Source organism: Terrihabitans soli, from assembly GCF_014191545.1.
Lineage (GTDB): Bacteria > Pseudomonadota > Alphaproteobacteria > Rhizobiales > Methylopilaceae > Flaviflagellibacter > Flaviflagellibacter soli.
On sequence record NZ_AP023361.1, the window covers coordinates 844309 to 871108 of the forward strand.

The 26800-nt window shown below is 63.3% G+C and carries 29 protein-coding genes; 18 read left to right on the plus strand and 11 right to left on the minus strand.

Annotation, left to right across the window (positions count from 1 at the left end; all coding sequences use genetic code 11):
• The first annotated feature begins 45 nt into the window (after positions 1-45).
• Complete coding sequence (locus IZ6_RS04470; RefSeq protein ID WP_222876810.1) at positions 46-981, plus strand: EamA family transporter; 936 nt, start codon at positions 46-48, stop codon at positions 979-981.
• Here IZ6_RS04470 and ispH read toward each other — a convergent pair.
• The gene (gene ispH / locus IZ6_RS04475) at positions 978-1952 is read right to left on the minus strand and encodes a 4-hydroxy-3-methylbut-2-enyl diphosphate reductase (protein WP_222876811.1); all 975 of its coding nucleotides are present in this window, start codon (positions 1950-1952) and stop codon (positions 978-980) included. The genes IZ6_RS04470 and ispH overlap by 4 nt on opposite strands.
• Positions 1953-2058: 106 nt before the next feature.
• On the opposite strand from ispH, the gene IZ6_RS04480 reads away from it, so the two are divergent.
• The 3 genes from IZ6_RS04480 to IZ6_RS04490 all read left to right on the plus strand — a co-directional run bounded on the left by IZ6_RS04480 (position 2059) and on the right by IZ6_RS04490 (position 4910).
• Entirely contained in the window at positions 2059-2661 is a 603-nt protein-coding gene (locus IZ6_RS04480) for a hypothetical protein (protein WP_222876812.1), read from the plus strand.
• A gap of 196 nt (positions 2662-2857) precedes the next feature.
• Positions 2858-3943 (plus strand): site-specific DNA-methyltransferase, encoded by a 1086-nt coding sequence (locus IZ6_RS04485; protein WP_225874046.1) that lies wholly within the window; start codon positions 2858-2860, stop codon positions 3941-3943.
• 73 nt (positions 3944-4016) lie between these two features.
• Positions 4017-4910, plus strand: a complete 894-nt coding sequence (locus tag IZ6_RS04490) for a cation diffusion facilitator family transporter (RefSeq protein ID WP_222876814.1) — start codon at positions 4017-4019, stop codon at positions 4908-4910.
• Here IZ6_RS04490 and mutY read toward each other — a convergent pair.
• A complete protein-coding gene (mutY, locus tag IZ6_RS04495; protein WP_222876815.1) occupies positions 4907-5968 on the minus strand; it encodes an A/G-specific adenine glycosylase in 1062 nt (353 codons plus the stop codon). The two genes, IZ6_RS04490 and mutY, sit on opposite strands and share 4 nt — an antisense overlap.
• Before the next feature lie 108 nt (positions 5969-6076).
• Between mutY and IZ6_RS04500 the strand changes: the two genes are divergently transcribed.
• From IZ6_RS04500 to IZ6_RS04535, 8 genes are all read left to right on the plus strand, one after another.
• Complete coding sequence (locus tag IZ6_RS04500; RefSeq protein ID WP_222876816.1) at positions 6077-6580, plus strand: DUF721 domain-containing protein; 504 nt, start codon at positions 6077-6079, stop codon at positions 6578-6580.
• Between the two features lie 73 nt (positions 6581-6653).
• Entirely contained in the window at positions 6654-7346 is a 693-nt protein-coding gene (locus IZ6_RS04505) for a DsbA family protein (RefSeq protein ID WP_222876817.1), read from the plus strand.
• 33 nt (positions 7347-7379) lie between these two features.
• A complete protein-coding gene (locus tag IZ6_RS04510; protein WP_222876818.1) occupies positions 7380-10823 on the plus strand; it encodes a chromosome segregation SMC family protein in 3444 nt (1147 codons plus the stop codon).
• A gap of 154 nt (positions 10824-10977) precedes the next feature.
• Positions 10978-11340, plus strand: a complete 363-nt coding sequence (locus IZ6_RS04515) for an AtpZ/AtpI family protein (protein WP_222876819.1) — start codon at positions 10978-10980, stop codon at positions 11338-11340.
• 18 nt (positions 11341-11358) lie between these two features.
• Positions 11359-12093: a F0F1 ATP synthase subunit A gene (locus tag IZ6_RS04520; RefSeq protein ID WP_222876820.1), complete on the plus strand. Its 735-nt coding sequence runs from the start codon at positions 11359-11361 to the stop codon at positions 12091-12093.
• A gap of 34 nt (positions 12094-12127) precedes the next feature.
• Positions 12128-12352 (plus strand): F0F1 ATP synthase subunit C, encoded by a 225-nt coding sequence (locus IZ6_RS04525; protein ID WP_222876821.1) that lies wholly within the window; start codon positions 12128-12130, stop codon positions 12350-12352.
• A 65-nt stretch (positions 12353-12417) separates the two neighbouring features.
• On the plus strand, positions 12418-12990 hold the full coding sequence (locus tag IZ6_RS04530) for a F0F1 ATP synthase subunit B (protein ID WP_420825578.1): 573 nt from the start codon (positions 12418-12420) through the stop codon (positions 12988-12990).
• A 10-nt stretch (positions 12991-13000) separates the two neighbouring features.
• A complete protein-coding gene (locus tag IZ6_RS04535; RefSeq protein ID WP_222876822.1) occupies positions 13001-13486 on the plus strand; it encodes a F0F1 ATP synthase subunit B family protein in 486 nt (161 codons plus the stop codon).
• Between the two features lie 201 nt (positions 13487-13687).
• Here the strand turns inward: IZ6_RS04535 and IZ6_RS04540 are convergent, their stop codons facing one another.
• Positions 13688-14389 carry a ribonuclease HII gene (locus IZ6_RS04540; RefSeq protein ID WP_338054679.1) on the minus strand — a complete coding sequence of 234 codons (702 nt, stop codon included), beginning with the start codon at positions 14387-14389 and terminating at the stop codon, positions 13688-13690.
• Between the two features lie 163 nt (positions 14390-14552).
• On the opposite strand from IZ6_RS04540, the gene IZ6_RS04545 reads away from it, so the two are divergent.
• Together IZ6_RS04545 and IZ6_RS04550 are read left to right on the plus strand one after the other, a co-directional pair.
• A complete protein-coding gene (locus IZ6_RS04545) occupies positions 14553-14912 on the plus strand; it encodes a PilZ domain-containing protein (RefSeq protein ID WP_222876824.1) in 360 nt (119 codons plus the stop codon).
• A 57-nt stretch (positions 14913-14969) separates the two neighbouring features.
• Positions 14970-15203, plus strand: a complete 234-nt coding sequence (locus IZ6_RS04550; RefSeq protein ID WP_222876825.1) for a hypothetical protein — start codon at positions 14970-14972, stop codon at positions 15201-15203.
• 12 nt (positions 15204-15215) lie between these two features.
• Here IZ6_RS04550 and IZ6_RS04555 read toward each other — a convergent pair whose 3' ends face one another.
• On the minus strand, positions 15216-15647 hold the full coding sequence (locus IZ6_RS04555; RefSeq protein WP_338054680.1) for a VOC family protein: 432 nt from the start codon (positions 15645-15647) through the stop codon (positions 15216-15218).
• A gap of 42 nt (positions 15648-15689) precedes the next feature.
• Positions 15690-16811 (minus strand): PA0069 family radical SAM protein, encoded by a 1122-nt coding sequence (locus IZ6_RS04560; protein WP_225874000.1) that lies wholly within the window; start codon positions 16809-16811, stop codon positions 15690-15692.
• A 110-nt stretch (positions 16812-16921) separates the two neighbouring features.
• On the opposite strand from IZ6_RS04560, the gene IZ6_RS04565 reads away from it, so the two are divergent.
• Entirely contained in the window at positions 16922-17584 is a 663-nt protein-coding gene (locus IZ6_RS04565; protein ID WP_222876828.1) for a glycosyltransferase, read from the plus strand.
• Here the strand turns inward: IZ6_RS04565 and moaB are convergent.
• Positions 17581-18126, minus strand: a complete 546-nt coding sequence (gene moaB, locus IZ6_RS04570; protein ID WP_225874001.1) for a molybdenum cofactor biosynthesis protein B — start codon at positions 18124-18126, stop codon at positions 17581-17583. The genes IZ6_RS04565 and moaB overlap by 4 nt on opposite strands.
• Before the next feature lie 115 nt (positions 18127-18241).
• Between moaB and IZ6_RS04575 the strand changes: the two genes are divergently transcribed.
• A complete protein-coding gene (locus IZ6_RS04575) occupies positions 18242-19279 on the plus strand; it encodes a hypothetical protein (protein ID WP_222876829.1) in 1038 nt (345 codons plus the stop codon).
• Here IZ6_RS04575 and IZ6_RS04580 read toward each other — a convergent pair.
• On the minus strand, positions 19276-20208 hold the full coding sequence (locus IZ6_RS04580) for an AraC family transcriptional regulator (RefSeq protein WP_222876830.1): 933 nt from the start codon (positions 20206-20208) through the stop codon (positions 19276-19278). The two genes, IZ6_RS04575 and IZ6_RS04580, sit on opposite strands and share 4 nt — an antisense overlap.
• Positions 20209-20388: 180 nt before the next feature.
• Here IZ6_RS04580 and IZ6_RS04585 point away from each other — a divergent pair, with 180 nt between their 5' ends.
• Positions 20389-21402, plus strand: coding sequence for a hypothetical protein (locus IZ6_RS04585; protein ID WP_222876831.1), 1014 nt, complete (start codon positions 20389-20391; stop codon positions 21400-21402).
• Here the strand turns inward: IZ6_RS04585 and ypfJ are convergent.
• From ypfJ to IZ6_RS04600, 3 genes are all read right to left on the minus strand, one after another.
• On the minus strand, positions 21399-22265 hold the full coding sequence (gene ypfJ, locus IZ6_RS04590) for a KPN_02809 family neutral zinc metallopeptidase (RefSeq protein ID WP_222876832.1): 867 nt from the start codon (positions 22263-22265) through the stop codon (positions 21399-21401). The two genes, IZ6_RS04585 and ypfJ, sit on opposite strands and share 4 nt — an antisense overlap.
• A 75-nt stretch (positions 22266-22340) precedes the next feature.
• On the minus strand, positions 22341-23345 hold the full coding sequence (gene cydB / locus IZ6_RS04595) for a cytochrome d ubiquinol oxidase subunit II (protein ID WP_222876833.1): 1005 nt from the start codon (positions 23343-23345) through the stop codon (positions 22341-22343).
• A 2-nt stretch (positions 23346-23347) separates the two neighbouring features.
• Positions 23348-24778: a cytochrome ubiquinol oxidase subunit I gene (locus tag IZ6_RS04600; protein WP_222876834.1), complete on the minus strand. Its 1431-nt coding sequence runs from the start codon at positions 24776-24778 to the stop codon at positions 23348-23350.
• A gap of 303 nt (positions 24779-25081) precedes the next feature.
• Here IZ6_RS04600 and IZ6_RS04605 point away from each other — a divergent pair, with 303 nt between their 5' ends.
• Positions 25082-25786, plus strand: coding sequence for a glyoxalase superfamily protein (locus IZ6_RS04605; RefSeq protein WP_222876835.1), 705 nt, complete (start codon positions 25082-25084; stop codon positions 25784-25786).
• A 16-nt stretch (positions 25787-25802) separates the two neighbouring features.
• Here the strand turns inward: IZ6_RS04605 and IZ6_RS04610 are convergent, their stop codons facing one another.
• The gene (locus tag IZ6_RS04610; protein WP_222876836.1) at positions 25803-26678 is read right to left on the minus strand and encodes a uracil-DNA glycosylase; all 876 of its coding nucleotides are present in this window, start codon (positions 26676-26678) and stop codon (positions 25803-25805) included.
• Between the last annotated feature and the right edge of the window lie 122 nt (positions 26679-26800).

The window sequence follows — 26800 nt, forward strand, 5'->3', positions numbered from 1 at the left end:
TCGCTCGGGTAGAATCAGCCTAGCGGCGAATTGGCGGGGCCGCGTATGGCGTGTTATCGGCTCGACGGGCAGGCGTCAAACAGCGGGCAGGCCGTGATTCCCTCCGAATGGTATTGGGCGATTTTCACCGTCATCGCCGCGGCTGCACAGACTTTGCGCAATGCGGCACAGCGTCAGGTCACGGGTGCTGCCGGCGTGTTCGGCGCGACGCTGGTACGCTTTCTCTACGGCCTGCCGTTTGCGGTGCTGTTTTTCGCGGCGATTGTCTCGGTACACGGCTTGCCGCCGGAGCCCGATGCGGCATTCTGGGCGTGGACGGTGTTCGGCGCGGTCCTGCAGATCGTGGCGACTGGGCTTCTCCTTGCCGCCATGAACGAACGCAATTTCGCGGTCGCCATCGCCTATTCACGCACCGAGCCGGTGCAGATCGCGATTTTCGGCCTGATCGTTCTCGGCGATCCGCTGACTTTGCTGCTGGCGGTGGCCATCCTTGCGGCAACGCTCGGCGTGCTGTGCCTGTCCTGGCCGAAATCGGGGATGAAGCTCGAAACGCGTCCCGTGGTGCTCGGCATTCTGGCCGGCAGCGCCTTTGCCATGTCCGCCATCGGCTTTCGCGCTGCGGTCCAGGAACTCGACGCCCCCTTTACGCTCGCGGCGACGACGATGCTTCTCACCGCGCTCATCATTCAGAGCATTCTGATGACGGGCTTTATGCTGTGGCGCGACCGCACGGGCCTCAGCGCCGTGGCCTCGGCGTGGAAAATATCGCTCATGGCCGGAGCTGCGGGCGCCACCGCAACGCAGCTCTGGTTCTTCGCCTTTGCGCTCGAGAGCGCGGCGAGGGTGCGCACGCTCGGCGTGATCGAAATTCTCTTCGCGCAGATCGTCTCGGCGCGCCTTCTGCGCGAAGGCGCGACCGCGCGCGAGCTTATCGGCATCGCGCTGGTGATTGTCGGCGTTGTGGTGGTGCTTAACGCTTAAGCGGCGTCGACATTCATGCCGCGCAGCGGGCGCGGCAGCGGGAAGAACATGTTCTCTTCCACGGCAGCGACGGTCTCGACTTCGACATCATAGCGTTCGGCGAACGCGTCGATGATCTGTTCGACGAGAACTTCCGGAGCCGAGGCGCCGGCGGAAATGCCGAGCGTTTCGATATGCTGGAATTCCGACCAGTCGATCTGATGCGCGCCGTCGACAAGGCGCGAAACCTTGACGCCGCGCTGTTCGGCGACTTCGCGCAGACGCTGCGAGTTCGACGAGTTGGGCGAACCGACGGTGATGAAGGCATCGCACTGATGGGCGATCTGCTTCACCGCTTCCTGGCGGTTCGTCGTCGCGTAGCAGATGTCTTCCTTGTGCGGGACGGTGATGTTCGGGAATTTGCGCTTCAGCGCTTCGATGATCCCCGACGTCTCCTCAACCGACAGAGTGGTCTGCGTGACGAAAGCGAGCTTGTCCGGATCGTTCGGGACGAACGCATCGACATCTTCGACGGTCTGCACGAGCTTGACCGCGCCGTCCGGCAGCTGGCCGATCGTGCCGACGACTTCCGGATGGCCGGCATGGCCGATCAGGATGATTTCCTTGCCGCGCTTGAAATGGATTTCGGCCTCGCGGTGAACCTTGGTCACCAGCGGGCAGGTGGCGTCGAGAATCTGGAAATTCCGGCGCTCGGCCTCGGCGGGAATGGTCTTGGCCACGCCATGGGCGGAGAAGATGACCGGGGCCTGGGTGTTGTCCGGAACCTCGTCGAGCTCCTCGACGAAGACGGCGCCTTTGCGCTTCAGGCTCTCGACGACGTATTTGTTATGGACGATCTCGTGCCGGACATAGACCGGGGCCCCGTAGAGCTTCAGGGCCTTTTCGACCACGTCGATAGCGCGAACGACGCCGGCGCAGAAACCGCGCGGCGCGCACAGAAGAATCTTGAGAGGCGGCTTGGAGTTCGTCATCTCGTCGAGAATTGCGGGTTCGAGGCGGGATTTGTCAAGGTTCTGGCCCGGCGACCTAAAAGAGCGTAAATCGCAAATCGGGCCAAATTCCGGAGTTTCTGGTCATATGGGCAAGACCGGACGTTATTCAAACCGCCTTCTGGCGGCCTCCATTCTCCTTCTAACCCTTTGTGCGAGCGGGCTTCCTGCCGCCGCGGAAGGGGTTCAGATGGCGCTTTTCGGCTGGGGTAAATCCAAGGATGGGGCCCCGACGCCACCCCCGCCGCCCAAGGACAAGGAGCCGATGTTCTGCCCGGCGATCCTCGTCCAGCCCGGCACGGCCGCCTTTATCCAGTATGAGCGCGGCAAAGAGGGCGACCCGACATCGGTGCGCTATCAGGCCAATTTCAACCAGTTCGCCCGCGAATGCGTCGATCTCGGCGCCGAGGTCGGCGTGCGCATCGGCATTGCCGGCCGGGCCCTGGTCGGCCCCAAGGGCGTTCCGGGCCAGAAGATGGAAGTGCCGATCCGCTTTGTGGTCATCGACGACCAGCAGAAGGTCGTGCTGTCGCGAGTCACGCGCCTCCAGGTCGAGATCCCGCCGGGCCAGACGGGCATCACCTTTACCCATGTCGAGGACATCGGCAGCCTGCCTTTCCCCGGCAATGCCTTCCGCCGCTGGGGTTTTCGTGTCGGCTTCGACAGCAAGCCGGGGGGCCCTCAGGGCTGATCCGCGCACCACAACCCGCCTACATCCTCCTTTAGTCTAACAATGGGGCGAAACACCTTCGCCAACCCTTTGTTAACCCTGCTTTTTAGGCGGCATTTAAGGTTGACCGTCCATGTTCTCACGCGAAGGTCACGCGTAGAGAATTTCCATGTCCAGTTCGGTACTGCGTACCCAGGCGCGCTCCATCGCGCCTGGGATGGACATCTCCGAGCAGCGGATCATCCTTGGCGATTGCATCGCCGAATTGGAAAAGCTCCCGGCTGCCTCCGTCGACCTCGTTTTCGCCGACCCGCCCTATAACCTTCAGCTGCAGGGGACACTTCACCGTCCCGATCAGAGCCTCGTCGATGCCGTCGACGACGAATGGGACCAGTTCGCCAGCTTCGAAGCCTACGACGCGTTCACCCGCGCCTGGCTGTCGGCCGTGCGCCGGGTGATGAAGCCCAACGCCGCCATCTGGGTCATCGGCTCCTATCACAACATTTTCCGCGTCGGCGCGATCCTCCAGGACCTCGGCTTCTGGATTTTGAACGATGTCGTGTGGCGCAAGAACAATCCGATGCCGAATTTCCGCGGCCGGCGCTTCACCAATGCGCATGAGACCATGATCTGGGCCTCGCGCTCGCCGGAATCGAAATACACCTTCAATTACGAAGCGCTGAAGGCCGGCAATGAAGATCTTCAGCTGCGCTCCGATTGGCTCCTGCCGATCTGCACCGGCGGCGAGCGCCTGAAGGACAAAGAGGGCAAGAAGGTCCACCCGACCCAAAAGCCCGAAGCGCTGATCGCCCGCGTTCTGATGTCCTCCACCAAGCGCGGCGATACCGTGCTCGATCCTTTCTCCGGCTCCGGCACGACCGCAGCCGTTTCCAAGCGTCTCGGCCGGTCCTGCATCGGCATCGAACGCGATCCCGAATACGCGGCGGCGTCTCGCGCTCGGCTCAAAGGAGTCGAGACCCTCCCGGACGAAGCTTTGGCAGAAATCCCCGCCAAGCGTGAGGCGCCCCGCGTAGCGTTTTCTTCCGTCGTCGAACGCGGGCTTCTGTCGCCCGGTGCCATTCTCGTCGACTCGAAGAAGAAAGTTCAGGCGCTGGTGCGTGCCGATGGCACGATCGCGCTCGGCCCGTCCGTGGGTTCGATCCACAAAATGGGCGCGCTCGCCCAGAATGCCGAAGCCTGCAATGGCTGGACGTACTGGCATATGGAAACGGAGCAGGGGCTCTCGCCGATCGACCGCCTGCGCGAGCAGATTCGCATCGAAATGGCGGCAATTCCCGCTTAATTCCGCGAACGCTTCTCAACTGCAAACATCCTTGTTGTAACCTGCAGCAAGCGGGTTTATTGCGCGGCCACTCATGTCCGCGCACAAACTCTTCCGTCTCGCCCTCGGCAGCATTCTCGTCAGCCTGATCGTTCTCGGGCTGAAAGTGCTCGCCTATTGGCTGACGGGGTCGGTCGCCCTTTATTCGGATGCGCTCGAGAGCGTGATCAATGTCGTGACCGCGATCACGGCGGCGGCGGCTTTGTGGTTCAGCCATCAGCCGGCCGATCACAATCATCCCTATGGGCACGGCAAAGCGGAATATCTGTCGGCCGTTCTGGTCGGTGTTCTGATTACGCTCGCGGCGATCTCGATCGCCCGCTACGCCTATTACGGTTTCCTCGATCCCAAGCCGATGAATGCGCCGTTCGAGGGCCTTGCGGTCAATCTTGCCGCAACGGTGATCAACGTCGTCTGGGCGTTCGTGCTTATCCGCACCGGAAGGCGCGAACGGTCGCTGGCTCTGGAAGCCGACGGCAAGCACATTTTCACCGACGTCATTACATCGGTCGGCGTGTTTTTCGGCCTTGTCGGCGCCGTGGTGTTCGATCTGCCGATCCTCGATCCGATCTTTGCGGCGCTTGTCGCGCTCAATATCGTGTGGATGGGCGTCATGCTGATGCGCCAGAGCGTCGGCGGGCTGATGGATGAGGCGGTGGCGTCGGACACTTTGGCCGAGATCAAGGCGATCATCTCGAAGGAAGCCGAGGGCGCGATCGAAGCACACGATATCCGCACCCGTCAGGCGGGACGCAATATCTTTGTCGAATTCCATCTTGTCGTGCCCGGCACGATGAGCGTCTCGGACGCTCACGATATCTGCGACCGGATCGAGCGGGCAGTGGAGGACGGTGTTGAGGGCACGGCCGTCACGATCCATGTCGAGCCCGACAACAAGGCCAAGCATCAGGGCATCGTCGTTATTTAACGGCGGGCCAGATCGACCACCTTCCGCATCACGCTCGGCAGCGCTTCGGCGTCGACTTCCTGCGACCACCAGCAGTTTTCCGGCGCTCTGGTCTTTTGCGCGACTTCGGCGGCGAAGACCTGAAGTTCCAGCGAGAAGTGCGAGAACACATGGTTCACCGAACCGGTGAGCTTGCGCCACTCAGCTTTCAGCGGCGCCTGCTCGAGTGCAGGCTGTTTGTCGAATTTCGGCAGCCAGTCGGAGCCCGGAATTTCCGTCATGCCGCCGAGAAGGCCTTTCTCGGCGCGCCGCCGCAGCAGCACCGCGCCGTCCTTGCGCGTCACGAAAAAGGCCGCGCCGAACCTCGCCGGGCGCTCGCCCTTCGCAGCTTTGCGCGGAAAGCTCTCCTGGATGCCGAGCGCCCGCGCCTCGCACGGGTCGGTCCACGGGCAGAGCGAGCAGGCGGGGCTTTTCGGCGTGCAGATCGTTGCCCCGAGATCCATCATCGCCTGCGCGAAATCGCCGGGGCGATCGGATGGCACCAGAGGTTCGGTCAGCGCGCGGATAATGGGCTTGGCGCGCGGCATTTCCTCTTCGACGGCGTAGAGGCGTGTAATGACGCGCTCGACATTGCCGTCGACGACGGTCGATTTCTCATTGAAGGCGATGGCGGCAATCGCCGCCGCAGTATAGGGGCCGATGCCGGGAAGCTCGAGCAGGCCCGCTTCCGTGTCCGGAAATGTCCCGCCGCGTGCCGCGACTTCCTTCGCGCAGGCGTGGAGATTGCGGGCGCGCGCATAATAGCCGAGCCCCGCCCATAGACGCATGACGGTGTCGGACGGCGCATCCGCCAGCGCCGTCACATTGGGAAAGCGGCCGAGGAATTTGTGGAAATACGGGCCGACGGCGGCGACCGTCGTCTGCTGCAGCATGATTTCCGACAGCCAGACGCGATAGGGATCCGAGCTTTGCCCCGGCTCGGCGCGCCAGGGCAGGCGGCGGCGGTGGCGGTCATACCAGGCCAGAAGGGCGCCGGGGTCGGGTCGTTTCGGCTGGGCTTTGCGGGCGGCGAGGGCCATAGGGCGCTTATAGCGCGGATATGACGGCGTTCTCCCCGGCTTCCACAGCTTCTGTCTTTGTTCGGCGAGTGCTTGCCTGTGCACGGCAGCGGAGCGCAAATGTGGGCCATGTCCGCACCCTCCAGGAAGAAGCGCGTCACCCGGACGCTGGCCGAGCTCACCCCCGGCGCGATGGGCGATGCTTTGGCCGCGCAGGGCTTCGCCAATGGCGAGATTCTCCTGCGCTGGCCGGATATTGCCGGCGCGGAACTGGCGGAGCGTTCGGAGCCGATCCGTCTCCAATGGCCGCGCGGTGCGAAAAGCGACAAAAGCGAACGCGATCCGGCGGTGCTTCATGTGCAGGTGGAAAGCGCCTTTGCGCTCGAACTGCAGATGCAGAGTCAGGTGATCATCGAGCGCATCAACCGCTATTTCGGCTGGCGGTGTGTGGGGTCGATCAAGCCGAAGCAGGGACCCATCGGCCGCAAAAAGCCCGCTCCCGCCGTGTTGAAACCGCTGAATCCTGAGGATGAAGCGCGCATCGCCAAGCTCACTTCGGGCGTCGAAGACAGCCGTCTTGCCGAGGCCCTTCAACGACTTGGCCGGGCCGTGACCGGATCACAACGGCGTTGACTGCCTAAACTTGCCACATTTGCAGGATTGGCAAAGCGTGTAGAAGAGCCGCCGTGCCGAAAAGGGACCCGAGATGAAGCGCCAGACCATGATTGCCGTTGCCGCCGCCGCCGTGATTGTGGCCGGCATTGCGGGCTATTTCGTCTACGCCATCCAGTCCGAGAGCGGCGGCAGCTCGCTTTTGCCCGGCGCCGAGCAGAGCGAGGGCCCGGCGCAGGTCTCGATGGAAGAGCTGCTCGCGCCCGGCCCGATTCCCGATCATGTGCTCGGCCCGGCCGATGCGCCGGTGACGGTCGTCGAATATGCCTCGCTGACCTGCTCGCACTGCAAAGCCTTCCACGAAGAAACCTTTTCCGAGGTGAAGAAGCGCTATATCGACACCGGCAAGATCCGCTTCATTTTCCGCGATTTCCCGCTCGATCAGTTCGCGACCGCCGGCGCCATGCTGGGCCGCTGCGCGGGCGAGGGGAAATATTTCCCCATCGCCGACGCTTTCTTCGATCAGCAGGATCAGCTGCGCGCGGCTCCCGATCCCTTCGTTTGGCTTCAGTCTTTCGCCAAACAGGTTGGATTCACGCAGGAATCGTTTGAGGCTTGCTTGTCGAATCAAAGCCTCACCGACAACATTCTCGCCGTCCGCCAACGCGCGTCAGAGAAATTCGGGGTGAGTTCCACGCCGACCTTCTTCTTCAACGGCAAGGTCCGGCGCGGCGGAATGACCATCGAGGAGTTCGAGCAGGAGCTCGGACCCCTTCTGAAAAAGTAAGGCCCGTTGGGGCACGGACCGGACAATCAACACATGAAGCTCACCCGACTTCGCCTTGTCGGCTTCAAATCCTTCGTGGACTCCTCGGAGATCGAGATCGAGCCGGGCCTGACCGGTATTGTCGGTCCGAACGGCTGCGGCAAATCCAATCTCGTCGAAGCGCTGCGCTGGGCGATGGGCGAGGGCTCGCACAAGACGCTGCGCGCCTCGGCGATGGACGATGTGATTTTTTCCGGCTCGGCCGGGCGTCCGGCGCGCAACACCGCCGAAGTTCTGATCGCGCTCGACAATGCGCATAAGCAAGCGCCCGCGCCGTTCACCGATGCGGAAGAGCTTGAGATCACGCGCCGCATCGAGCGCGAAAAGGGCTCGACCTATCGCGTCAACGGCCGCGAAGTGCGCGCCCGCGATGTGCAGCTTCTCTTCGCCGACGCTTCGACCGGTGCGCGCTCTCCGGCGCTTGTGCGTCAGGGCCAGATCGGCGAGATCATCAATGCCAAGCCCGAAGCGCGCCGCCGCGTGCTCGAAGAAGCGGCGGGCATTGCCGGCCTGCATGCGCGCCGCCACGAATCCGAACTGAAGTTGCGCGCCGCCGAACAAAATCTCGAGCGCACGGAAGATGTGCTGTCGCGCATGCGAGCCCAGCTCGAAAGCCTGAAGCGTCAGGCGCGCCAGGCCGTCAAGTACAGACAGCTTTCCGCCGATATCCGCCGGCTGGAATCCCTGCAGCTTGCCCGCGCCCACACCGAAGCCGAAGCCGAACGCGATGCGGCAAGGCAGGCTTTGGCGGAAGCCGAACGCGTGGTTGCCGAACGCACGGTCGCGCAGGGCGAAGCTGCGCGTAACGATGCGGTTGCCGGCCATGAATTGCCGCAGCTCCGCAACGATGCGGCCGCCGCCGCCGCGGGCCTTGAGCGCCTGAAGCGGGCGGGCGAGGATCTTGACCGCGAAGAACGCCAGGCGCGCGAAAAGATCTCAGATCTCGAACGCCGCATCGCCCAGCTTGAGAGCGACCGCGCCCGCGAAGAAACGCTCGTCACCGACGCCGCGGAAACGCTTGAACGCTTCAAGGCGGAACTCGCCCAGCTCGACGGCGAAGATGCCGCCGCGGGCGAACGCGAGACGGCGGCGACGGCGCGCGTTGCCGAGACCGAAATCACGTTGAAATCCGCTGAAGATGCATTGGCCGAGGCCAGCGCCGCGCTCGCCGCCCGCACCGCCGAGCGCGATGCGCTGACGCGCGCCCGTAATGACGCCCATCAGCGCCTGACGCGCCTGACCGGCGAATTGCAGCGCCTTGAAGGTGAAGCGCGCGCGCTGGAAGCCGCAGCTCCGCCGCGCGAACTCTCCGATCTTGCCGCCGAAGCCGAAGCCGCATCCGCCGCGCTGCATGCCGCCGAAGTTGCCGCCGTCGCCGGTGAAACGGCGCTCACCGCCGCCCGCGAAGCCGCCTCGCGCGCCCGCCAGGCGCAGCGCGAAGCCGAAACCGAACTGAACCGCCTGCAGGTCGAAGCCTCGACGCTGGCGCGCATGGTCAATGTCGACACCAAGCACCAGTGGGAGCCGGTGATCGACAAGCTGCAGGCCGAGCGCGGCTATGAAGCGGCGCTTGCCGCAGCGCTCGGTGAAGATCTCAGCGTGCCTTTGGACGCGGAAGCGCCGATCCATTGGGGCGGCACCGAGGATGTGTCCGGCGATCCGCTTCTGCCGGCGGGTGCTGAATCGCTGCTCAATCATATCGACGCGCCGGAGGCTCTGGCGCGGCGTCTCGCGCAGATCGGTGTCGTCTCGCGTGAAGACGGCCCGCGCCTGCAGAAAGAGCTCGCCGTCGGCCAGAGGCTTGTGTCGCGCGAAGGCGATTTGTGGCGCTGGGACGGTTACACCTCGCGTGCCGATGCGGAGACGGTGTCGGCGCGGCGTCTTGCCGGCCGCAATCGCCTCAAGGAAATCGAGCTTGCGCTCGTTGCCGCGTTCGAAGTGGTCAAGGACCGCAAAGCGGCCAACGCCGAAAACGAACAGGCCGTTCAGGCGGCGCAGGCTGCCGAGAACCAGAAAAAGGATGCCGTGCGCACTGCGCGCAAGGCGCTCGAAGAAGCGCGCGGCCGCGCCGCCGAGGCCGAACGCCAGACGGCGCATCTGTCGGCCCGCCGCTCGGCGCTTGCCGAACAGTTCCAGCGCGTGACGGTCGACGAGGAAGAAGCCCGCAAGAAATTCGAAGAAGCCGAGCAGGCGATTGCATCGCTCCTGCCGATTGCCGATCTCGAAGTGAAGCGCGATGAGCTGCGCGCGGTTGCCGAAAAGGAACGCGCCGTCGCCGCCGATGCGCGCGCTGCCGCCGGCACGCTCAGCCGCGAGCGAGAGACGCGCCAGCGTCAGCGCGAGAACATCGTCCGCGAGAGCACGTCCTGGGAACAGCGCCGCTCGGGCGCCGCGACCCGCGTGACCGACATCAAGGAGCGCCACACGACGGCCTCGACCGAGCACGAAGCCCTGCAGGGTGTGCCGGACGAAGTCGCCGCCAAGCGCCGCAGCCTTCTGACCTCGATCGGCGAGGCCGAGACCGCAGCGAAAGCCGCAAGCGACCGGCTGGCCGAAGGCGAAACGAAAAAGCAGGCGGCCGAGAACGTCGCCCGCGAAGCCATGCGGGCGCTGGGCGAATCGCGCGAGGCTTTGGCGCGGTCCGAGACCCGCCGCGACGCCGCCGACGAAAGACTGGCCGATGCGCTGCGCCGTTATGTCGATTCGGTCGGCGAGCCGCCGAATGCGGAGGCCCGCGCCAGCGCCGCCGAAAGCGCGCCGAGCGAGGAGATCACCGCCGAGCTCGACAAGCTGAGAGCCGACCGCGACCGCCTCGGCGCCGTCAATCTGCGCGCCGATGAGGAACTCGTCGAAGTGCAGACCGCACATGATGCGCTGATCGCCGAGCGTGATGACCTCGTGGAGGCCATCAAGAGCCTGCGCCAGGGCATCCAGTCGCTGAACCGGGAAGGGCGCGAGCGCCTGTCCGAGGCGTTCAACACCGTGAACGGCCATTTCAGCAAACTCTTCACGACGCTGTTCGGCGGCGGCGAAGCCAAGCTCGAACTGATCGAATCGGACGATCCGCTGGAAGCCGGCCTCGAAATCGTCGCCCGGCCGCCCGGCAAGAAGCCGCAGACCCTGTCGCTGCTCTCGGGCGGCGAGCAGGCGCTGACCGCCATGGCGTTGATCTTCGCGATCTTTTTGACCAATCCGGCGCCGTTGTGTGTGCTGGACGAAGTCGACGCGCCTCTGGACGATGCGAACGTGGACCGCTTCTGCGACCTCCTCGACGCCATGCGTAAGGAGACCGACACGCGCTTCCTCGTCGTCACCCATAATCCGGTGACGATGAGCCGGATGGACCGCCTGTTCGGCGTTACCATGGCCGAGCGCGGCGTCAGTCAGCTCGTCTCGGTCGACCTCGAAGCGGCCGAACGCCTGCGTGAGGCGGTCTGACGCAGGTTACGCAAGGCGTTTCTGTAAGCGTTCCAAAGATTTAGAGTACACGCGAACACCCTCACACTTTCTTGACTAGCGTGGGGGGCGCAACTATGGTGCCGCGCAATTTCGGAAGCTCCGGCGAGCTTTCCGGCGCTTGGGTCTTCCTCGCATGAGCGATAACGACACGAACGGCCGGGACAGTGCACGTCCGGGCGCGTCCGGGGGTGATTTTTCCGAACGACTCCGCCGTCTCGACACCGCGCTGAAGAAAGCGCAGGCCGACCGGGCGGATGGGGATGAACACAGCCCGCGGGCAGGCAAGAGCGTTCAGGGCATGGCCCAGGCGCTCCGGCTCGCCAGCGAATTCGCAGCCGGCGTTCTCGTCGGCGCGGCACTGGGCTGGGGCATCGACTGGCTGTTCGGCATATCGCCTTGGGGGCTGATTGTATTTCTGTTGCTCGGCTTCGTGGCCGGCGTTCTCAACGTTCTGAGATCGGCCGGCCTCACGAAAAAACCGGGCGAGACCGATTAAGGGCGGACACAGGGCGACATGGATCCGATCCACCAATTCAATATCGTTCCGCTGTTCGGCGAAGGCACCTTCGCCTTCACGAACTCCTCGCTGTTCATGGTGGCGACCGTCCTCACCATCACGCTGTTTTTGGTTCTTGCGACGAGCCGCAGCGCTCTCGTTCCGGGCCGCTGGCAGTCGCTCGCCGAACTCTCCTACGAATTCGTGGCGAATACCGTGCGCTCGTCCGCCGGCAATGAGGGGATGAAGTTCTTTCCGCTCGTCTTCTCGCTCTTCATGTTCGTGCTGGTCGCCAATCTCTTCGGCATGATCCCGTACGCCTTCACCGTGACGAGCCACATCATCGTCACCTTCGCGCTGGCGATGCTCGTCATCACCACCGTCATCCTCTACGGCTTCTGGAAGAACGGCCTGCATTTCCTGCATCTGTTCGTTCCGTCGGGCATTCCGGTGTTCCTGATGCCGCTGGTCGTTGCGATCGAGGTCATCTCCTTCCTCTCGCGTCCGATCTCGCTCTCGGTTCGTCTCTTCGCCAACATGCTTGCTGGCCACATCACGCTGAAGGTCTTTGCGGGCTTTGTCGTGCAGCTCGTCGCCGCGCTCGGCGCGGTGGGCTGGGGCCTTGCGGTCCTGCCGCTCGGCATGGCGGTCGCCCTTCAGGGCCTCGAATTCCTGGTGGCTTTCCTCCAGGCTTACGTGTTCACCATTCTCACCTGCATCTATCTCAACGACGCGATTCACCCGGGCCACTAAGCCCAGGCGCAAACTTCACTTAAGGAGATCAGTTATGGAAGCTCTCGGTCAGTACATCGGCGCCGGTCTCGCCACCCTCGGCATGGGCGGCGCTGCCATCGGCGTGGGCAACATCTTCGCCCAGTACCTCTCCGGCGCGCTGCGCAACCCGTCGGCTGCCGACGGCCAGTTCGCCCGTCTGATCTTCGGCTTCGCCGTTACCGAAGCGCTCGGCATCTTCTCGCTGCTCGTCGCGCTCCTCCTCCTGTTCGCCGTCTAATAACGGGGAAGGGCGCTCAAGCAGCGCCCTTGTGAGGACAAAGCATGTCGGAAACGGCCAAGGTCCTGAACGAAATGCAGCCCGGCGCAACCGCGCCGGTCGAAAGCGTGCACACGGAAGTGCATCAGGCGCAGGAAGGTCACGGAGGCGGGTTCCCGCCCTTCGAGTCCCACACCTTCGCCTCGCAGATTCTGTGGCTCGCGATCACCTTCGGCGCGCTCTACTTCCTGATGAGCCGCATCGCGCTGCCGCGCGTTGCCTCGATCCTCGAAGTGCGCAGCGACCGCATCGCCTCCGATCTCGCCGAGGCCCAGCGCCTTAAGACCGAGACCGAGCAGGCAATCGCGGCCTATGAGTCTTCGCTCGCGGAGGCCCGTTCGAAGGCGCAGAAGATCGCCGGTGAAACCCGCGACAAGGTGCAGGCCGAGGCCGATACGCAGAAGAAGAAGATCGAAGCCGATCTCTCCGAGCGTCTCGCCAAAGCGGAGAAGCAGATCGCCGACACCAAGGCGAAGGCGCTCTCCAATGTCCGCACGATTGCGGTCGAAGCGGCTTCCGATATCGTTGCGCAGCTTCTCGGCGACAAGCCGGATGCCAAGGATGTCGAAACCGCCGTCGATGCGACGCTGAAGAGCTGAGGAGACTGGAATGCTGCAGACCGCTGAATTCTGGGTTCTCGTCTCCTTCGTCATCTTCATGGCCATTCTCGGCTATGTCGGCGTTCACAAGACGATCCTGTCGGCGCTCGACGCGCGTTCGAAGAAGATCGCCGACGATCTGGATGAGGCCCGCGCTCTGCGCGAGGAGGCCCAGAAGGTTCTCGCCGAGTATGAGCGCAAGCGCCGCGAAGCGGAGAGCGAGGCCCAGGCCATCATCGCTGCTGCGAAATCGGAAGCTGAGCGTCTTGCCGCCGAGGCCAAGCAGAAGTCGGAAGACTTTGTCGTGCGCCGCACCAAGATGGCCGAGCAGAAGATCGCTCAGGCCGAAAGCCAGGCGGTCGCCGAAGTTCGTGCCATTGCCGCCGATGCTGCCGTGAAGGCCGCCGGCGAGGTGCTCAAAAAGAGCGCGACTGGGAAAAAGGGTGAGGAGCTTGTGACAAAGGGACTCAAAGAAGTCCGCAGCAAGCTTCATTGACGGTTCGGGGAAGCGTCAAAGAGTAAAAGGCCGCCCTTCGGGGCGGCCTTTTTCATTGCGGGAACCACTTAGCAGGTTCGGACATTGCCTCATACGACAACCCCTGTTGGAGGCAACAACCATGATGAAGGGTGGACTTCTTTGGCTCATCGGCATTCCGCTGCCGATCATTCTTGTGCTCTGGCTCACGGGTTTCCTGAGCTAAGCGCCTTCTGATTTTATCGCCTGTGCGGCCGCATTTTCCTCAAAGAGGAATGCGGCCTGCGCGGGCGTAACAAGTCCTTCCTTCATTTCGAACGCAATCCGCACCGGCGCGAAGCTGCGCCGGTGATGCGATGTCGGGCCGAGCTCAATCAGCGCGGCGCGATGTTCGGCCGTTGCGTAGCCCACATGTCGCTCGAAACCGTAGCCCTGTACGGACTGTGCGAGCCTTTTCATCAGCCGGTCGCGCGTCACCTTGGCGATGATGGAGGCCGCGGCGATGGACAGGATTTTCGCATCGCCGTCGATGACGGCTTCCGCCGGGCAGGGAAGGCCTTTCGGAAATTCCCGTCCATCGACGAAGATGCGGTCGGGCTTGCGCGGCAGCGCCTCGACCGCGGCGCACATCGCCCAGAGCGTCGCTTTACGGATATCGATGCGGTCGATGCGCGACGGGCAGGCCGAGACAAAGGCCACATCCGCGCTCGCCATGATCTTCAGATAGAGCGCCTCGCGCACCTCCGGATCGAGCAGCTTTTTCGAATCGTCGATGCCTTTCGGAATCTTTTTCGGGTCGAGGATCACGGCGGCTGCAACCACGGGGCCGGCAAGCGGCCCGCGGCCGGCCTCGTCGACACCGGCGATCAGTTCGCAGCCGTCCTTCATCGCCTTCTTTTCGAAGCGGAAGGAGGGGCGCGCCACGGAGCGCGGAGCAGGTTTCGCTTTTTTCGGACGGGCCTCGGCCATGGCCGCACAATGCCATGCCGCGCATCGAGTCGGGAGGTTTAAGGTTAACGACAGCTTAAAGGAGACGCGAGGCCCCTTCTTGCTGCAACTTTGGTGGGAGACGGAGAGGGAGGACGTGATGCAGACCGAACGCCGCAAGCATATCCGCACCACGAGCTATCTCGGCGGGCGCGTCGCCTTCAATCATCTCTACGCGACCCGCGATTGCCTGATCCGCAATATCTCTGAAGACGGCTGCCGCCTGGTGTTCGCGGAGACGACTTCCCTGCCGGAGCGCTTCGTCCTGTCGATCCCGAGCCGCGAACAGGCGATCAACGCGCGTCTTGTCTGGCGCAGCGACAAGGAAGCGGGCGTCGCCTTCGATATTGCGGACGCCACGAAGACGGTCTCGCTCGATATGGCGCGCCGTCTCAAAAAGCTCGAAGAAGAAAAGCGTCTGCTTCAGATCCGCATCATGGAACTGTCCGGCGAGCTCTAAGCATCTTTTCCGGGTCTGTTTACGTATCTCGCGTAGACGAGACTTCAGGGTGCGCTCATGGCGATCAGTGGCGATTATTCCCGGCCGGTTACGGTCAACGGCTTTTCCTGCCGCAACTGCCAGGACGTGTCCTTGGCCAAGCGCAATATCGATCCCGAACATCCTCTGTCCGGCCCTTACGGCGTAAGCGCGGACAGCGATCCCACCCAGACAATTGCAAAAACATCCGGTGTGCCAAGCCGCGCTCTGCTGGAAGAGGGTGTGGGCTTGCGTCTCGATATCCGCGCCTGAACGCGCCGAAACTTACGACGGCAGTGTGATGCCGCCGCTCTCGTCGAGTTCCCAGAACGGATTGTGCGCGATCTCCCAGACATGGCCGTCGGGGTCCGCGACATAGCCCGAATAGCCGCCCCAGAAGGTCTTGTCCGGCTGCTTCAGAAGCTTTGCCCCGGCGGCAATAAAAGCGGCGATCAGCTTGTCGACATCGAGCGGCGAGGCGGCGTTATAGGCAAGCGCCATGCCGCCGAAACCTTTCGATCCGCCGTCTTCGATATGCGCATCCTTGGCGAGATCCGTGCGCTTCCAGACGGCCAGTACAAGGCCGCCGGAAAGTTGAAAAAAGCTCACGCTGTCATTGCTCTCGCCGGATTTCTGCAATCCGATCTTTAAGTAGAACTCTGTGGCCGCCGCAACGTCGGCGACCCCGAGCGTGATGAGGCTGATACGCGGCTTCATCACCATGCGGGGCTTCCTTCCAATGGGTACATGCGCGTTCATCTAGAACAGCCTCAGCTGTTCGCCAGGGCGCGGCGGCGGCATGAACAGGTCTTTGCTCAGCGAGCGCTTCTCTTCATTGAGGCCGAGCCTTTTGCAGGCGAGTTCGAAACGCCGTCCGACCGTCCAGGCGAACACGCCTTCGCCGATCATGCGCTTGCCCCATTCGGCTTCATAGGCTTTGCCGCCGCGTGTCGACTTCACAAGACTCATGACGTGATTGGCGCGCTCCGGCCGGTGCTCGCGCAGCCATTCCTGGAAGAGATCCTTGATCTCGTAGGGCAGACGCAGCAGCACGTAACCGGCGCCGGTCGCGCCGGCGGCTTTCGCCGCGTCGAGCACGCGCTCGATCTCTTCATCGTTCAGAGCAGGGATCACCGGCGCCATCATGACGGTGACGGGGATGCCGGCATCGGTCAGCGCCTTGATCGTCTCGAGGCGTTTGGGCGGCGTCGGGGCGCGCGGCTCGAGCGTGCGCGCGAGTTTCGGATCGAGCGTCGTAATAGAGATCGCAACGCGGGCGAGATTGTCCGCCGCCATCGGCGCGAGAATGTCGATGTCGCGCTGGACGAGGGCGGATTTCGTGACGATCCCGACCGGGTGCTTCGTCCTGGCCAGCACTTCGAGAATGGAGCGCGTGATGCGGTATTCGCGCTCGATCGGCTGATAGGGATCGGTATTCGTCCCGAGCGCCATGGTGCGGACTTCGTATTTCGGGTCCGCCAGTTCCTTGGTCAGAAGCTCGGCCGCGTTCGGTTTGACGGTCAGCTTGGATTCGAAATCGAGGCCCGGCGACAGGCCGAGATAAGAGTGGGTCGGCCGCGCGAAGCAGTAGACGCAGCCATGCTCGCAGCCGCGATAGGGATTGATCGAGCGGTCGAAGCTGATGTCCGGCGACTGATTGCGGGTGATGATCTTCTTGGCCGCCTCGTAGGACACTTCCGTCTTGAAGGGCGGCAGATCGGCCAGGCTCTCCCAGCCGTCATCCGCGAGCGAGCGCGAATAGGGCTCGAACCGGCCGGATGGATTGGTCACGGCGCCCCGGCCCCGCCTCCTGTCGGCAGTGATGCCGATCGGGGCTTCTCGCTCCGTCTCGTAATCCAGTTCGCGGGCCAGGGCAGCCATGTTCAAATCCTCGATGAGAGGCATAAGAACATAACGAGAACAGATTAGCAAGTTTACTGCGACCAAAGGAAGAATGTCGCCTTTTGGTCAGTCGGTGGTAGAGGAGAAATATGATCAGCGTTGTTCTTCAGGCCTTTGATGATGAGGAGGCCCTTGTCGGAACGCTTGCCTCGCTCGTTTCGGGCGCGGCTGACGGCGCCGTCCGCGATGTGATCGTCGTCGACGGCGGCACGGCGCCGGGCATTCCGGTGATCGCCGATGCCGCTGGCTGCATCTATATGAAGGGGCCGAAGCGGCGCGAGCAGCGCCTGTCGATCGGCGCCGAAGCTGCCAAAGGGCCGTGGCTGTTTTTCCTCGCGCCCGGCGTCGAGCCGGATGAGGGCTGGTATCGCGAAGCCCGCCAGTTCATCGAGCGCGCCGAGCGCAAAGGCGTCGCGACCGCGCGCGCGGCGACCTTCCGCATTTCCCACGATGATCACCGCAGCGGCGTCCTGCGCCGCCTGTTCGGTCCGCATCCGGGGTCTTACGGTCTTCTGATCCACCGCTCGTTCTACAAAAGCCTCGGCGGCTTCCGGCATCTTCCGGCGGTCGAATATGTCGATCTCGTCCGCCGCATCGGCCCGACGCGTCTGACGCGTCTGCGCTCGAACCTGTTCGTCACCGAACGCGCGGCGGCGAATGCGGCGCTCGGCACCGGGACGAGGCGCGCGATCGGGGCTGCGCTTTTGGCGCTGCGCGTGCCCGCGCGTCTTGTGGCGCGGCTCTACGCCTAACTCTTCTTCCGCTTCAGATGTTCGTCGAGGCGCGGCGCGATCTCGACGAAATTGCACGGCTTGTGCCGGTAATCGAGCTGGCTCTGCAGAATGCCGTCCCAGGCATCGCGGCAGGCGCCGGGCGAGCCGGGCAGGCAGAAGATGAAAGTCCCGCCGGCGGTGCCCGCGGTGGCGCGCGACTGCACAGTCGAGACGCCGATCTTGTCATAGGAGATGCGGTGGAAGACGGCGGAAAAGCCCTCCATCTTTTTCTCGAACACCGGCTCCAGCGCCTCGGGCGTCACATCGCGCCCGGTAAAGCCGGTGCCGCCGGTCGTAATCACGACATCGATGCCGGGATCTGCGATCCACGCCTTCACTCTGGCCTGAATGGCCGCCACATCGTCCGTCACGATGGCCCGGTCGGCGAGGACATGGCCGGCCCCTGTCAGACGCTCAGTGAGCGTTGAGCCGGATTTGTCGTCCTCAAGCGTGCGTGTATCGGACACCGTCAGGACGGCGATCTTCATCGGGATGAAGGGGCGGCTTTCGTCGAGTTTCACGGCTTTTGCTCTCCTCGGACCTGCTAAATGCACGTTGTGGCGGACTTTCTCAATGTCCGGGGGGCTGATCTACTGTCCGGCGCGTTATGTTCCGGGGTTGGACCGGAGGGTGAATTTGGGACGTCTGCTCTGGGGTGCGCTGTTTCTCAGCCTCGCCTTTCTTGCCGTGCTGATCTTTGCCGAGGTCGAGGTTCCGCTCGATCCGGAAGAGGCGATCCGCCGCGAACTCGATGAGAAGATCACCGCACCGGCGATCGAAGCCAAGATCGAGGCGGCGCTCGCGCGCGGCGATATTGACGATGCGGCGATGTATGCGGAGCTTGCGACCGAGTTTCAGCGGCCGATCCGCACTGATCTCGTCGAGCGGATCAAGGCCGAGACGGCGGCGGCCCCGACGGCGCAAAGAAATGCGATGGAATTCGGCGCGGGCTTTTTCAAAGGCGAGGGGACGACCGTTGCGGGTCTTGCCGGCGCGGTGACGTCGGACCTCACCGTCGTCGGCGATGTGCGCGATCTCGTCCATGAAGGCGGGCTGATGGTGTCGGGCCAGCCTTATTCCGAAATCATTCTCGGCCTGTCCACCATCGGCATCGTGGCGACGGGCGCAACCGTTGCGACCGGCGGCGGCGCGCTGCCGGCAAAGCTCGGCGTCTCGGCGCTCAAAGTCGCGAAAAAGGCCGGGACATTGACGGCAGGTCTCGGCGAAGCGCTCGGCCGCGCGCTGCGCCAGAGCGTCGATTTCGGCGAACTCGGCAATGTGCTGAAAGCCGCGGCCACCATGGATTCGGCTGCGGTGCGCGATGCGGCGGCCAAGACCGTGCGCCGTGCCTCCGACGGCGATCTTGCGCGCATGATCGGCGATGCGCGCCATCTCGGCGAAGTCACAGGTCCCGGCGAGACGGTGCGGCTGATGAAATATGCCAATACGCCGGAGGAGCTGTCGGAGCTCGCGACCATGTCGACGCGCTTCGGGCGCACGACGCGCGGCGTCGTCGAACTGACGGGAAGGGCGAGTCTCCGCGCCTTCAAGACCGGTGTGCGGATCGTCTCGGTGATCCTCGAAAACCTCTACGCCTTCATCCTCTGGTTCGGCGGCATTATCGGCATGATCATGACGCGGAGCGGCTGGCGCGCGGTGCGCGGCCGGCGCTAGCTCCGCGTATCGGACGGCGTTTCGCCGAAGCGGCGGCGATAGGTGCGGTTGAAATAGGAAAGATCGGTGAAGCCGACGGAGAAGGCGATGTCGGCGATGCGCTGGCCGCGTTGCGCCGGATCGCGCAGCATATGCCAGGCCGCCGCAAGGCGGCGGTCCAGCACATGTTCGGATAAAGTTCGTCCCGTATCCTCCAAAAGAAGATGCACATAGCGCGGCGTCACGCCGAGCCGCGCCGCAATATCGGCGGCATCGAGATCGGGTTTCGAGAAATAGCGCTTGATGTCGTCGAGCACGGCCCGCAGACGCGCCGCCTTCAGCCCGCGGGCCTGCGCGATATCGCGCCCGTCGCCGCTTGCCTGCAGCGCAAGCGCGATCAGATCCGTCAGATAAAGCGCGGTCGGCTGCGACAGGAGCGCGTCGGTGTCGCTCGTGTCGAAGGCTTCGAACACGCCCGCGATCAATTTGGCGATCGGGTTGTCCTTTTTCAGCAGCGCGGTGCGCTCGCCGGCGTCCGAAAGGCCCAGGGCGCGCAGCTGCGTGTCGGAGACCTGCACGATCCAGGTATCGCTTTCGCCGATGGAGGATCCGGCATGCGGCTTGATCGAATTGAAGATGATGGCTTCGCCCGGTTCGAGATCGCAGTCGATATCGCCATGCCGTACATGCATCAGGCCGGTGCGGGTCATCAGCAGCCAGGCCCCTTCTTCGGTCTGCCGCGTCAGTTCGGGCGTGCGGAAGAATTCGGACGCCGAGCCGAGAACCTGCCCGAACACCGCAGGGCCGCCGATTTGCAGATCCACTTTGCCGCGATAGGGCAGCGATGGATCGGCCGAGATATCGAGCTGAAACAGTTTGCGCGCGGCATCGCGGAAGCCCTCGAAACGCCCCGCGGGCTCCATGTCGTCGGTCGAAAAAAGATAGCGCACCGGATCGGCCCTCCCACCGGGTTGGTGGTGTTCTAGTGACAACAGGTTCGATCAAAAAGCGTCATTTCCGCATAAATATCAGAGTACTTCGCTGGAGTCCGCATCCCTTCACCCGGCTCCAAGACACGCCCGTGTCCGCACGCATAGTGACGTCCCATGGGCGAGGCTGGAGAGGATCACATGCGGGGTATTCTGGCGGCGGCGGCTTTGGCCGTACTGGTCATGCAGACCTCTCCGGGCGCAGCGCAGGAGGCGGGGTTCAGCATCGGCTTCGGCGGCGACTACCGGCATGTCGATCTGCCCGATCTTGTCGGCCTCGGCATTGTCCCGCCGGATGGCGCGGGTGAGGGCGACCGCCATTTCTTCGATCTCGACGATGAGAACTATTTCGGCTTTGCCGAATATGTTTTTGCGGAGGGCACGTTCGATCAGAGGTTCGGATCGCGCGTCCGTCTTGCCTTTCGTGCCGACTGGCTCGAAAGCGAAGGAACGAGTTATGCCGAAACGCGGTCCGGTGAAGACACCGCCCGATTTATCTCGCTCTCGGGCGATTTCAGCGGCGTTTATTTTTGCGATTTCGGACCCTGCGTCACGAAATCCGATGTCGAGCTCAACTATGAGTCCCGCACGCTTGAGATCGACGCCAAGAGCGATTTCGAGTTCGGACGCTTTGTTCTGACACCGTCGCTCGGCATCAAAGCCGGGCGTTCCAAGCTCGCCTACGAATATCTGCAGGAGCTTCTCTACACGGACGTCTCCGGCGAAGACCTTCCCTACGATTCAGGCCTCACCACCGGCGTGATTATCGGCACGAAGATCGACAGCTGGGATGCCGGCATCACCGGCGGGCTCGAAACGCGGTTCGATCTTACCGATCACATCGCGCTCGGCGTCTCGGGCAAATTCGGGCTTTTATACCGGACAGCCGATCTCTGGGCTTATGACGAGGGCTTGGGTTCGATCAGCTGGCTTGGCGCGATCGAAGACGAGGACGGGACGTTCGCCGTCCAGGCGGCGCCGGAAGTCAGCCTGTCGCTGCACAATGACGGGCTGGCCGTGACGGGATTTGCCGGTCTTCAGTTCGACAGCGGCGTGCCGCAGATCGAGCCGTCCGATGGCGTGGAGCCGGCGCATCTCGGTTTCGAGAATGCGCTCAGCTATTACGCCGGCGCCAAGCTCACCGGATCGTTCTAAAGACTCTGCGCCGCAAACGTATTGCAGCTTTTGACCTGACCCGACTCGAATCCGGTCTTGAACCAGCGCACGCGCTGCGCCGACGAGCCATGGGTGAAGCTGTCCGGAACGACGGTGCCCTGAGTCTGCTTCTGGATCTTGTCGTCGCCGATCGCGGTCGCGGCGTTGATCGCTTCCTCGATATCGCCGGGTTCGAGAGATGTTTTCGCGTGATGCGCCCACACGCCGGCAAAGCAGTCGGCCTGCAATTCGGTGCGCACCGAAAGCTCATTGCTCTGCGTGCGCGAGACACGCTGACGTTCCTGCTGCACGCGCTCCATGATGCCCATCAGGTTCTGCACGTGGTGGCCGACTTCGTGCGCGACGACATAGGCGGCGGCGAAATCGCCCGCCGCGTTGAAGCGGCGTTCCATCTCTTTGAAGAAACCCGTGTCGAGATAGACGCGCTGATCCGGCGGGCAATAGAAGGGGCCCATCGCCGCCTGGCCGAGACCGCAGGCCGAGGGCGTTGCGTTTTCGAACAGGACGAGGCGCGGCGCGCGGTAGGATTGGCCGTTCTGCTGGAAGATCTGCTGCCAGACATCTTCGGTCGAGCCGAGGACGGCGGAGACAAACTGGCCGCTCTCGTCGGAGGGCGCGCCCTGTTTGCCTTCCTGCTGGGTCATGCCGGGGTTGTTGCCCTGAACCATTTCAAGGCCGCCGAGAATGATGCGCGGGTCGATGCCCGTCGCCCAGGCGAGAAGGCCGACAATGATCAAGCCGCCAATGCCGAGGCCGCCGCCGCGGAAACCGCCGCCGCCACCGCCGCCCATGCCACGGCGGTCTTCGATATTGCCCGAACGTCTGAGATCGCCCCAACGCATATGCAGTCCCTTCCAAGCTTTCCGCGCAATGGAAAGAACGCCGTACCCGGCGTCAAGTTCAATCCGGGGGCTGGCCTAGTGATAGCCCTCGCCAGGGGCGACGCGGCCGCGGAAGGTCCAGTACACGAAGATGGTGTAGCCGAGGATCATGGGAAGCAGGAAAAGCGTGCCGATCAGAAGGAAAATCTGCGATTCCGGGGCCGCCGCCGTGTCCCAGAATGTCAAATGCGGGGGCACCAGATAGGGCACGGTTGAGATGACAAGCCCGGCATAGCCGAGCAGGAAGAGGACGATCGTACCGAGGAAGGGCAGGGCGTCATGCCCGGTCTTCAGCCAGCGCAGGATGAGATAAGCGACGATCAGCGTGACGGCCGGGATCGGCCACAGGAAATAGAAATTGGGCAGGCTGAACCAGCGTTCGGCGATGCGCTCGACCGAGAGCGGTGTCCAGATACTGATGATCCCCATGCCGATCAGGACGGCGATGAGAAGAAGCGGCGCGAATCTGCGGCCCAGCGTACGCACAGGGCCCGAGGTGCGCATATTGAGCCATGTCGCGCCGAGAAGGCCGTAGCCCGCGACGACGGCAAGACCCGTGAGGATCGAGAACGGCGTCAGCCAGTCGAAGGCGCCGCCGGCGAACTGGCCATTCGCGACATTCACGCCCTGGATCAGCCCGCCTAAAATGACGCCCTGCGAGAAGGCGGCGAGCGTCGAGCCGCCGGCAAAGGCGATGTCCCACCAGTGATGGTTCGGCTTTGCCACCCAGCGGAACTCGAACGAGACGCCGCGCAACACAAGCGCCAGCAGCATGATGATCATCGGCAGATAAAAGGCCGGCATGATGATGGCGTAGGCTTTGGGGAAGGCGACCCACAGACCGCCGCCGCCTAATATGAGCCAGGTCTCGTTGCCGTCCCAGAACGGCGCGACGGAATTCATCATCACATCGCGCTCGTCTTCCTTCTTCGCGAAGGGAAACAGAATGCCGATGCCGAGATCGAAGCCGTCGAGCACGACATACATCGCAACCGCAGTGCCGATCAGTCCGGCCCAGATGACGGGGAGATACCATTCCATGATCAGCGGCCTCCCTTTTTCGGCTTGATGCTCTTGCCGGGATCTTTGCCGGTCGCTTCGCGCGCGGCAGGCTCGGCGGCAGAGATCGGACGGTTCGGCAGCCCGGCGGGCGCCGCAGCGAGCGAGCCTTTCGGTCCCTTGGCGATCAGTCGGTTGATGTAATAGACGCCGGTCGAGAACACTGCGCCATAGACAAAGATGAAGAGGATCAGCGTGCCGAAGACGCTGGCGCCCGGCACCGGCGAAATGCCGTCGGCGGTTTTTAGGAGACCGTAGACGAGCCAGGGCTGGCGGCCCTGTTCGGTGACGAACCAGCCGGCGAGGATCGCGATGAAGCCGAGCGGCCACATATAGCTCGTGCCGGTCAGGTACCAGCGCGTGGTGAAGAGCTTGCCGCGCCACCACAGCAGCGCGCCGAAAAGGCCGGTCGCAATCAGCAAGAGACCGATGCCGACCATGATGCGGAAGGCGAAGAAGACATTGGCGACGGGCGGGCGGTTTTCCGGCGGCACATCGGTGAGGCCGGGATATTTGCCGTCCCAGGTGTGGGTCAGAACCAGCGAGCCGGCATAGGGGATTGCGAGTTCGAGATAGTTCTTCTCCGCGCTCTGGCTCGGAATCCCGAAGATCACGAAATGGCCGGAGGTCGCGGTGTTCCAATTGCCCTCCATCGCCGCGACCTTCATCGGCTGATGGTGGAGCGTGTTGAGGCCGTGGAGGTCGCCGATGACAAGCTGCAAAGGCGCCGTGACGGCGATCATGCCGACCGCCATGCGCAGCATGGTGCGGGCTTCTTCCGTGTATTGACGGGCCAGCACATAGCGCGCTCCGACGGCCAGCACGACGACCGCCGTCGTGAGATAGGCGGCGGTCAGCATATGGGCGAGGCGTAAGGGGAAGCTCGGATTGAAGATGATGGCGAGCCAGTCGAGCGGGAAAGCGATGCCGTCGCGGATCTCGTAGCCCGCCGGCGTCTGCATCCAGGAATTGGCGGAGAGGATCCAGAAAGCGCTGGTGGCGGTGCCGAAGGCAACGAGGCCCGACGCCAGAGTGAGCAGCCAGGGCGGCACGCGGTTCCAGCCGAACAGCATGATGCCGAGGAACGTCGCCTCGAGATAAAACGCCGTCAGCACCTCGTAACCGATCAGGGGGCCGATGACATTGCCGGAGAATTCGGAGAAGCGGCTCCAGTTCGTGCCGAACTGGTAGGAGAGAACGATGCCGGAGACGACGCCCATCGCAAACGAGACGGCGAAGATCTTGGTCCAGAAGCGGGCGAGGCGGTGAAACTTCTCCTCGCCGGTCTTCAGCCACAGAAGCAGCAGAACCGTCACGAAAGCCGAAAGGCCGATCGTGAAAGCCGGGAAGATGATGTGGAAGGAGATCGTGAACGCGAACTGTATTCGCGCAAGCAGGACCGGATCGAATTCCATCGCCGCGGGGCCTCCCGGAAAGCAGCTTAGTGCGCCGGGGTTACGCCGTGAACAGCGAAAATGAAATCATTCTAATCATCTGTGGGCGGCTTTGCCGCGCGCCGTTTGCGCACCCCCTTGGCGCGATTGACAGGCCGCGCGCCGGTCTGATCAAATCCAGTAAGGCTGTGCGGCCTGCCGCTCGCGCCCTTTGGGCATGGTGAACGCACGTCGACTTCGCAGGTTCTAACCCTTTGCAAGGGTGGACCCGTCAGCAATGCGAGCACTGACTTGCCGGTTCGCCCGCTGCAGAGAGGTCGAACCATGCGTACATTCCGCGATTCAAAAGACATGGCCAAAGCGCTGCGTGCCGCCTTGCGTGAGCGCGGCAGCGAGTTTTCGCACAGTGATTGCCTGGAGTTCGTGGCCCGGCAGCTCGGCTTTGATAACTGGAACGTGCTGTCGGCGCGCATAGAAGACGACAACGCCGTCCGGACCCGTACGCTTTATCTGCCGGAGGGCTGGGTCGCATCGGGCACGCGGCCGGAATTTTATGAAATGGGAGCCTATACGGCTGAGGGGGATTCAATCGCGCTCATCCGGTCGCTGCCCGGCGCCGAGACGGCCAAAGCAGGGATATACGGCAATCTGATGCAAAGCTTCCGTGCCGACCGCTTCCGCGGCCGGAAGCTGCGTTTCACGGGCGAGCTGAAAACGGAAGACGTCAGAGGCTCAGGGACTTTGTGGATGCGGGTCGACCGCTCGGCCGGACATACGCTCTGCTTCGACAATATGGAGACGCGCGCGCGTGAGGGATCGCTGAAAGGCAACCAAGATTGGACGCGCCGCGAAATCGTTCTCGATGTGGCGGACGACGCGGAGAGCGTGCATTTCGGCTTTTATCTAGCCGGGACGGGCTGTGTCTGGGCGCGTGACCTCGAAATCGGGGAAACGACTGAGCAGAAAAGCACCGCGATTTATTATCCCGAGCAGCCAAGCAATCTGTCGTTTGATCGGCCGGCGGTTTGAAAGCGGGGCGGGCGTCTTAGCGGACGCCCGCATTCAGTTCCGCCTTCAGCGCCCGGAAATCGCGCCAGGCAAACTTCTTCTGCGAGGGCGTGCGCAGCAGGAAGGCCGGATGCAGCGTCGGCAGCGCCTTTATCGCGCGTCCATCGATTTCATAATCATGCCACTGGCCTCGCAGCTTCATGATTCCATCTTTGCCGAGCAGGACCGAGGTCGGCGTCCCTCCGAGTAGCACGAGAATATCCGGGTTGACGAGTTCGATCTGCCGGCGGGCGAAGGGCAGGCAGAGCTCGGTTTCCTGGGGCGTGGGCTTGCGGTTTCCCGGCGGCCGCCACGGTAAAATATTGGCGATGTAGACGCTTGTCCGGTCGAGGCCGACGGCGGTCAGCATCTTGTCGAGCAATTGGCCGGCGCGGCCGACAAAGGGCAGGCCCTCGCGGTCCTCCTCCATGCCGGGCGCTTCCCCGACAAACATCACTTTTGCCTGCGGATTGCCGTCGGCGAAAACAAGCTTGGTTGCGGTCTTCTTCAGCGGCACGCCGTCATAGGTCTCGAGGATCGATCGCAATTCGTCGAGGCTCTTGGCCTCGCGCGCCCGCGACCTTGCATCGGCGACGGCAACGTCCTGCGCCGGGGTCGATGCTGCGGCGGGCACGACAAGGGGCGGCCGTTCGCCGGAAAATCGTTCGGAGGGGGCTCTCTCGAGCGTCGGTAGCGGCCGCTCGCGCGATGCTTGTATCGGGGAACCGCCCGAAGCATTCCCGGTCACCGCATGTGCGGCGGCCGTCTCGGCGAATCTGTCCTGCGGCTCGTCCTCCATAGCCAGGTCGACGCCCATTTCGGCGTACCAGGCGAGCAGCTGGACGGCCTCGTTCCGGCCCGGAATACTGTTCATGACAGGAGATTAGCCAAATTGAGGGGCGCGATCACGCCGCAATCGTGCCTTAGCTATGGTTTATTGCCCTTGGAAGCCGCGAGAGGGGAGGTTACAACCTCGATCCGGCCGTTTATTGAGAG

Coding starts and splice junctions, on each gene's coding strand:
- IZ6_RS04470 (WP_222876810.1), top strand. CDS start 46: ATGGCGTGTTATCGGCTCGACGGGCAGGCGTCAAACAGCGGGCAGGCC.
- ispH (WP_222876811.1), bottom strand. CDS start 1,952: ATGACGAACTCCAAGCCGCCTCTCAAGATTCTTCTGTGCGCGCCGCGC.
- IZ6_RS04480 (WP_222876812.1), top strand. CDS start 2,059: ATGGGCAAGACCGGACGTTATTCAAACCGCCTTCTGGCGGCCTCCATT.
- IZ6_RS04485 (WP_225874046.1), top strand. CDS start 2,858: ATGGACATCTCCGAGCAGCGGATCATCCTTGGCGATTGCATCGCCGAA.
- IZ6_RS04490 (WP_222876814.1), top strand. CDS start 4,017: ATGTCCGCGCACAAACTCTTCCGTCTCGCCCTCGGCAGCATTCTCGTC.
- mutY (WP_222876815.1), bottom strand. CDS start 5,968: ATGGCCCTCGCCGCCCGCAAAGCCCAGCCGAAACGACCCGACCCCGGC.
- IZ6_RS04500 (WP_222876816.1), top strand. CDS start 6,077: ATGTCCGCACCCTCCAGGAAGAAGCGCGTCACCCGGACGCTGGCCGAG.
- IZ6_RS04505 (WP_222876817.1), top strand. CDS start 6,654: ATGAAGCGCCAGACCATGATTGCCGTTGCCGCCGCCGCCGTGATTGTG.
- IZ6_RS04510 (WP_222876818.1), top strand. CDS start 7,380: ATGAAGCTCACCCGACTTCGCCTTGTCGGCTTCAAATCCTTCGTGGAC.
- IZ6_RS04515 (WP_222876819.1), top strand. CDS start 10,978: ATGAGCGATAACGACACGAACGGCCGGGACAGTGCACGTCCGGGCGCG.
- IZ6_RS04520 (WP_222876820.1), top strand. CDS start 11,359: ATGGATCCGATCCACCAATTCAATATCGTTCCGCTGTTCGGCGAAGGC.
- IZ6_RS04525 (WP_222876821.1), top strand. CDS start 12,128: ATGGAAGCTCTCGGTCAGTACATCGGCGCCGGTCTCGCCACCCTCGGC.
- IZ6_RS04535 (WP_222876822.1), top strand. CDS start 13,001: ATGCTGCAGACCGCTGAATTCTGGGTTCTCGTCTCCTTCGTCATCTTC.
- IZ6_RS04545 (WP_222876824.1), top strand. CDS start 14,553: ATGCAGACCGAACGCCGCAAGCATATCCGCACCACGAGCTATCTCGGC.
- IZ6_RS04550 (WP_222876825.1), top strand. CDS start 14,970: ATGGCGATCAGTGGCGATTATTCCCGGCCGGTTACGGTCAACGGCTTT.
- IZ6_RS04555 (WP_338054680.1), bottom strand. CDS start 15,647: ATGAAGCCGCGTATCAGCCTCATCACGCTCGGGGTCGCCGACGTTGCG.
- IZ6_RS04560 (WP_225874000.1), bottom strand. CDS start 16,811: ATGGCTGCCCTGGCCCGCGAACTGGATTACGAGACGGAGCGAGAAGCC.
- IZ6_RS04565 (WP_222876828.1), top strand. CDS start 16,922: ATGATCAGCGTTGTTCTTCAGGCCTTTGATGATGAGGAGGCCCTTGTC.
- IZ6_RS04585 (WP_222876831.1), top strand. CDS start 20,389: ATGCGGGGTATTCTGGCGGCGGCGGCTTTGGCCGTACTGGTCATGCAG.
- ypfJ (WP_222876832.1), bottom strand. CDS start 22,265: ATGCGTTGGGGCGATCTCAGACGTTCGGGCAATATCGAAGACCGCCGT.
- cydB (WP_222876833.1), bottom strand. CDS start 23,345: ATGGAATGGTATCTCCCCGTCATCTGGGCCGGACTGATCGGCACTGCG.
- IZ6_RS04600 (WP_222876834.1), bottom strand. CDS start 24,778: ATGGAATTCGATCCGGTCCTGCTTGCGCGAATACAGTTCGCGTTCACG.
- IZ6_RS04605 (WP_222876835.1), top strand. CDS start 25,082: ATGCGTACATTCCGCGATTCAAAAGACATGGCCAAAGCGCTGCGTGCC.
- IZ6_RS04610 (WP_222876836.1), bottom strand. CDS start 26,678: ATGAACAGTATTCCGGGCCGGAACGAGGCCGTCCAGCTGCTCGCCTGG.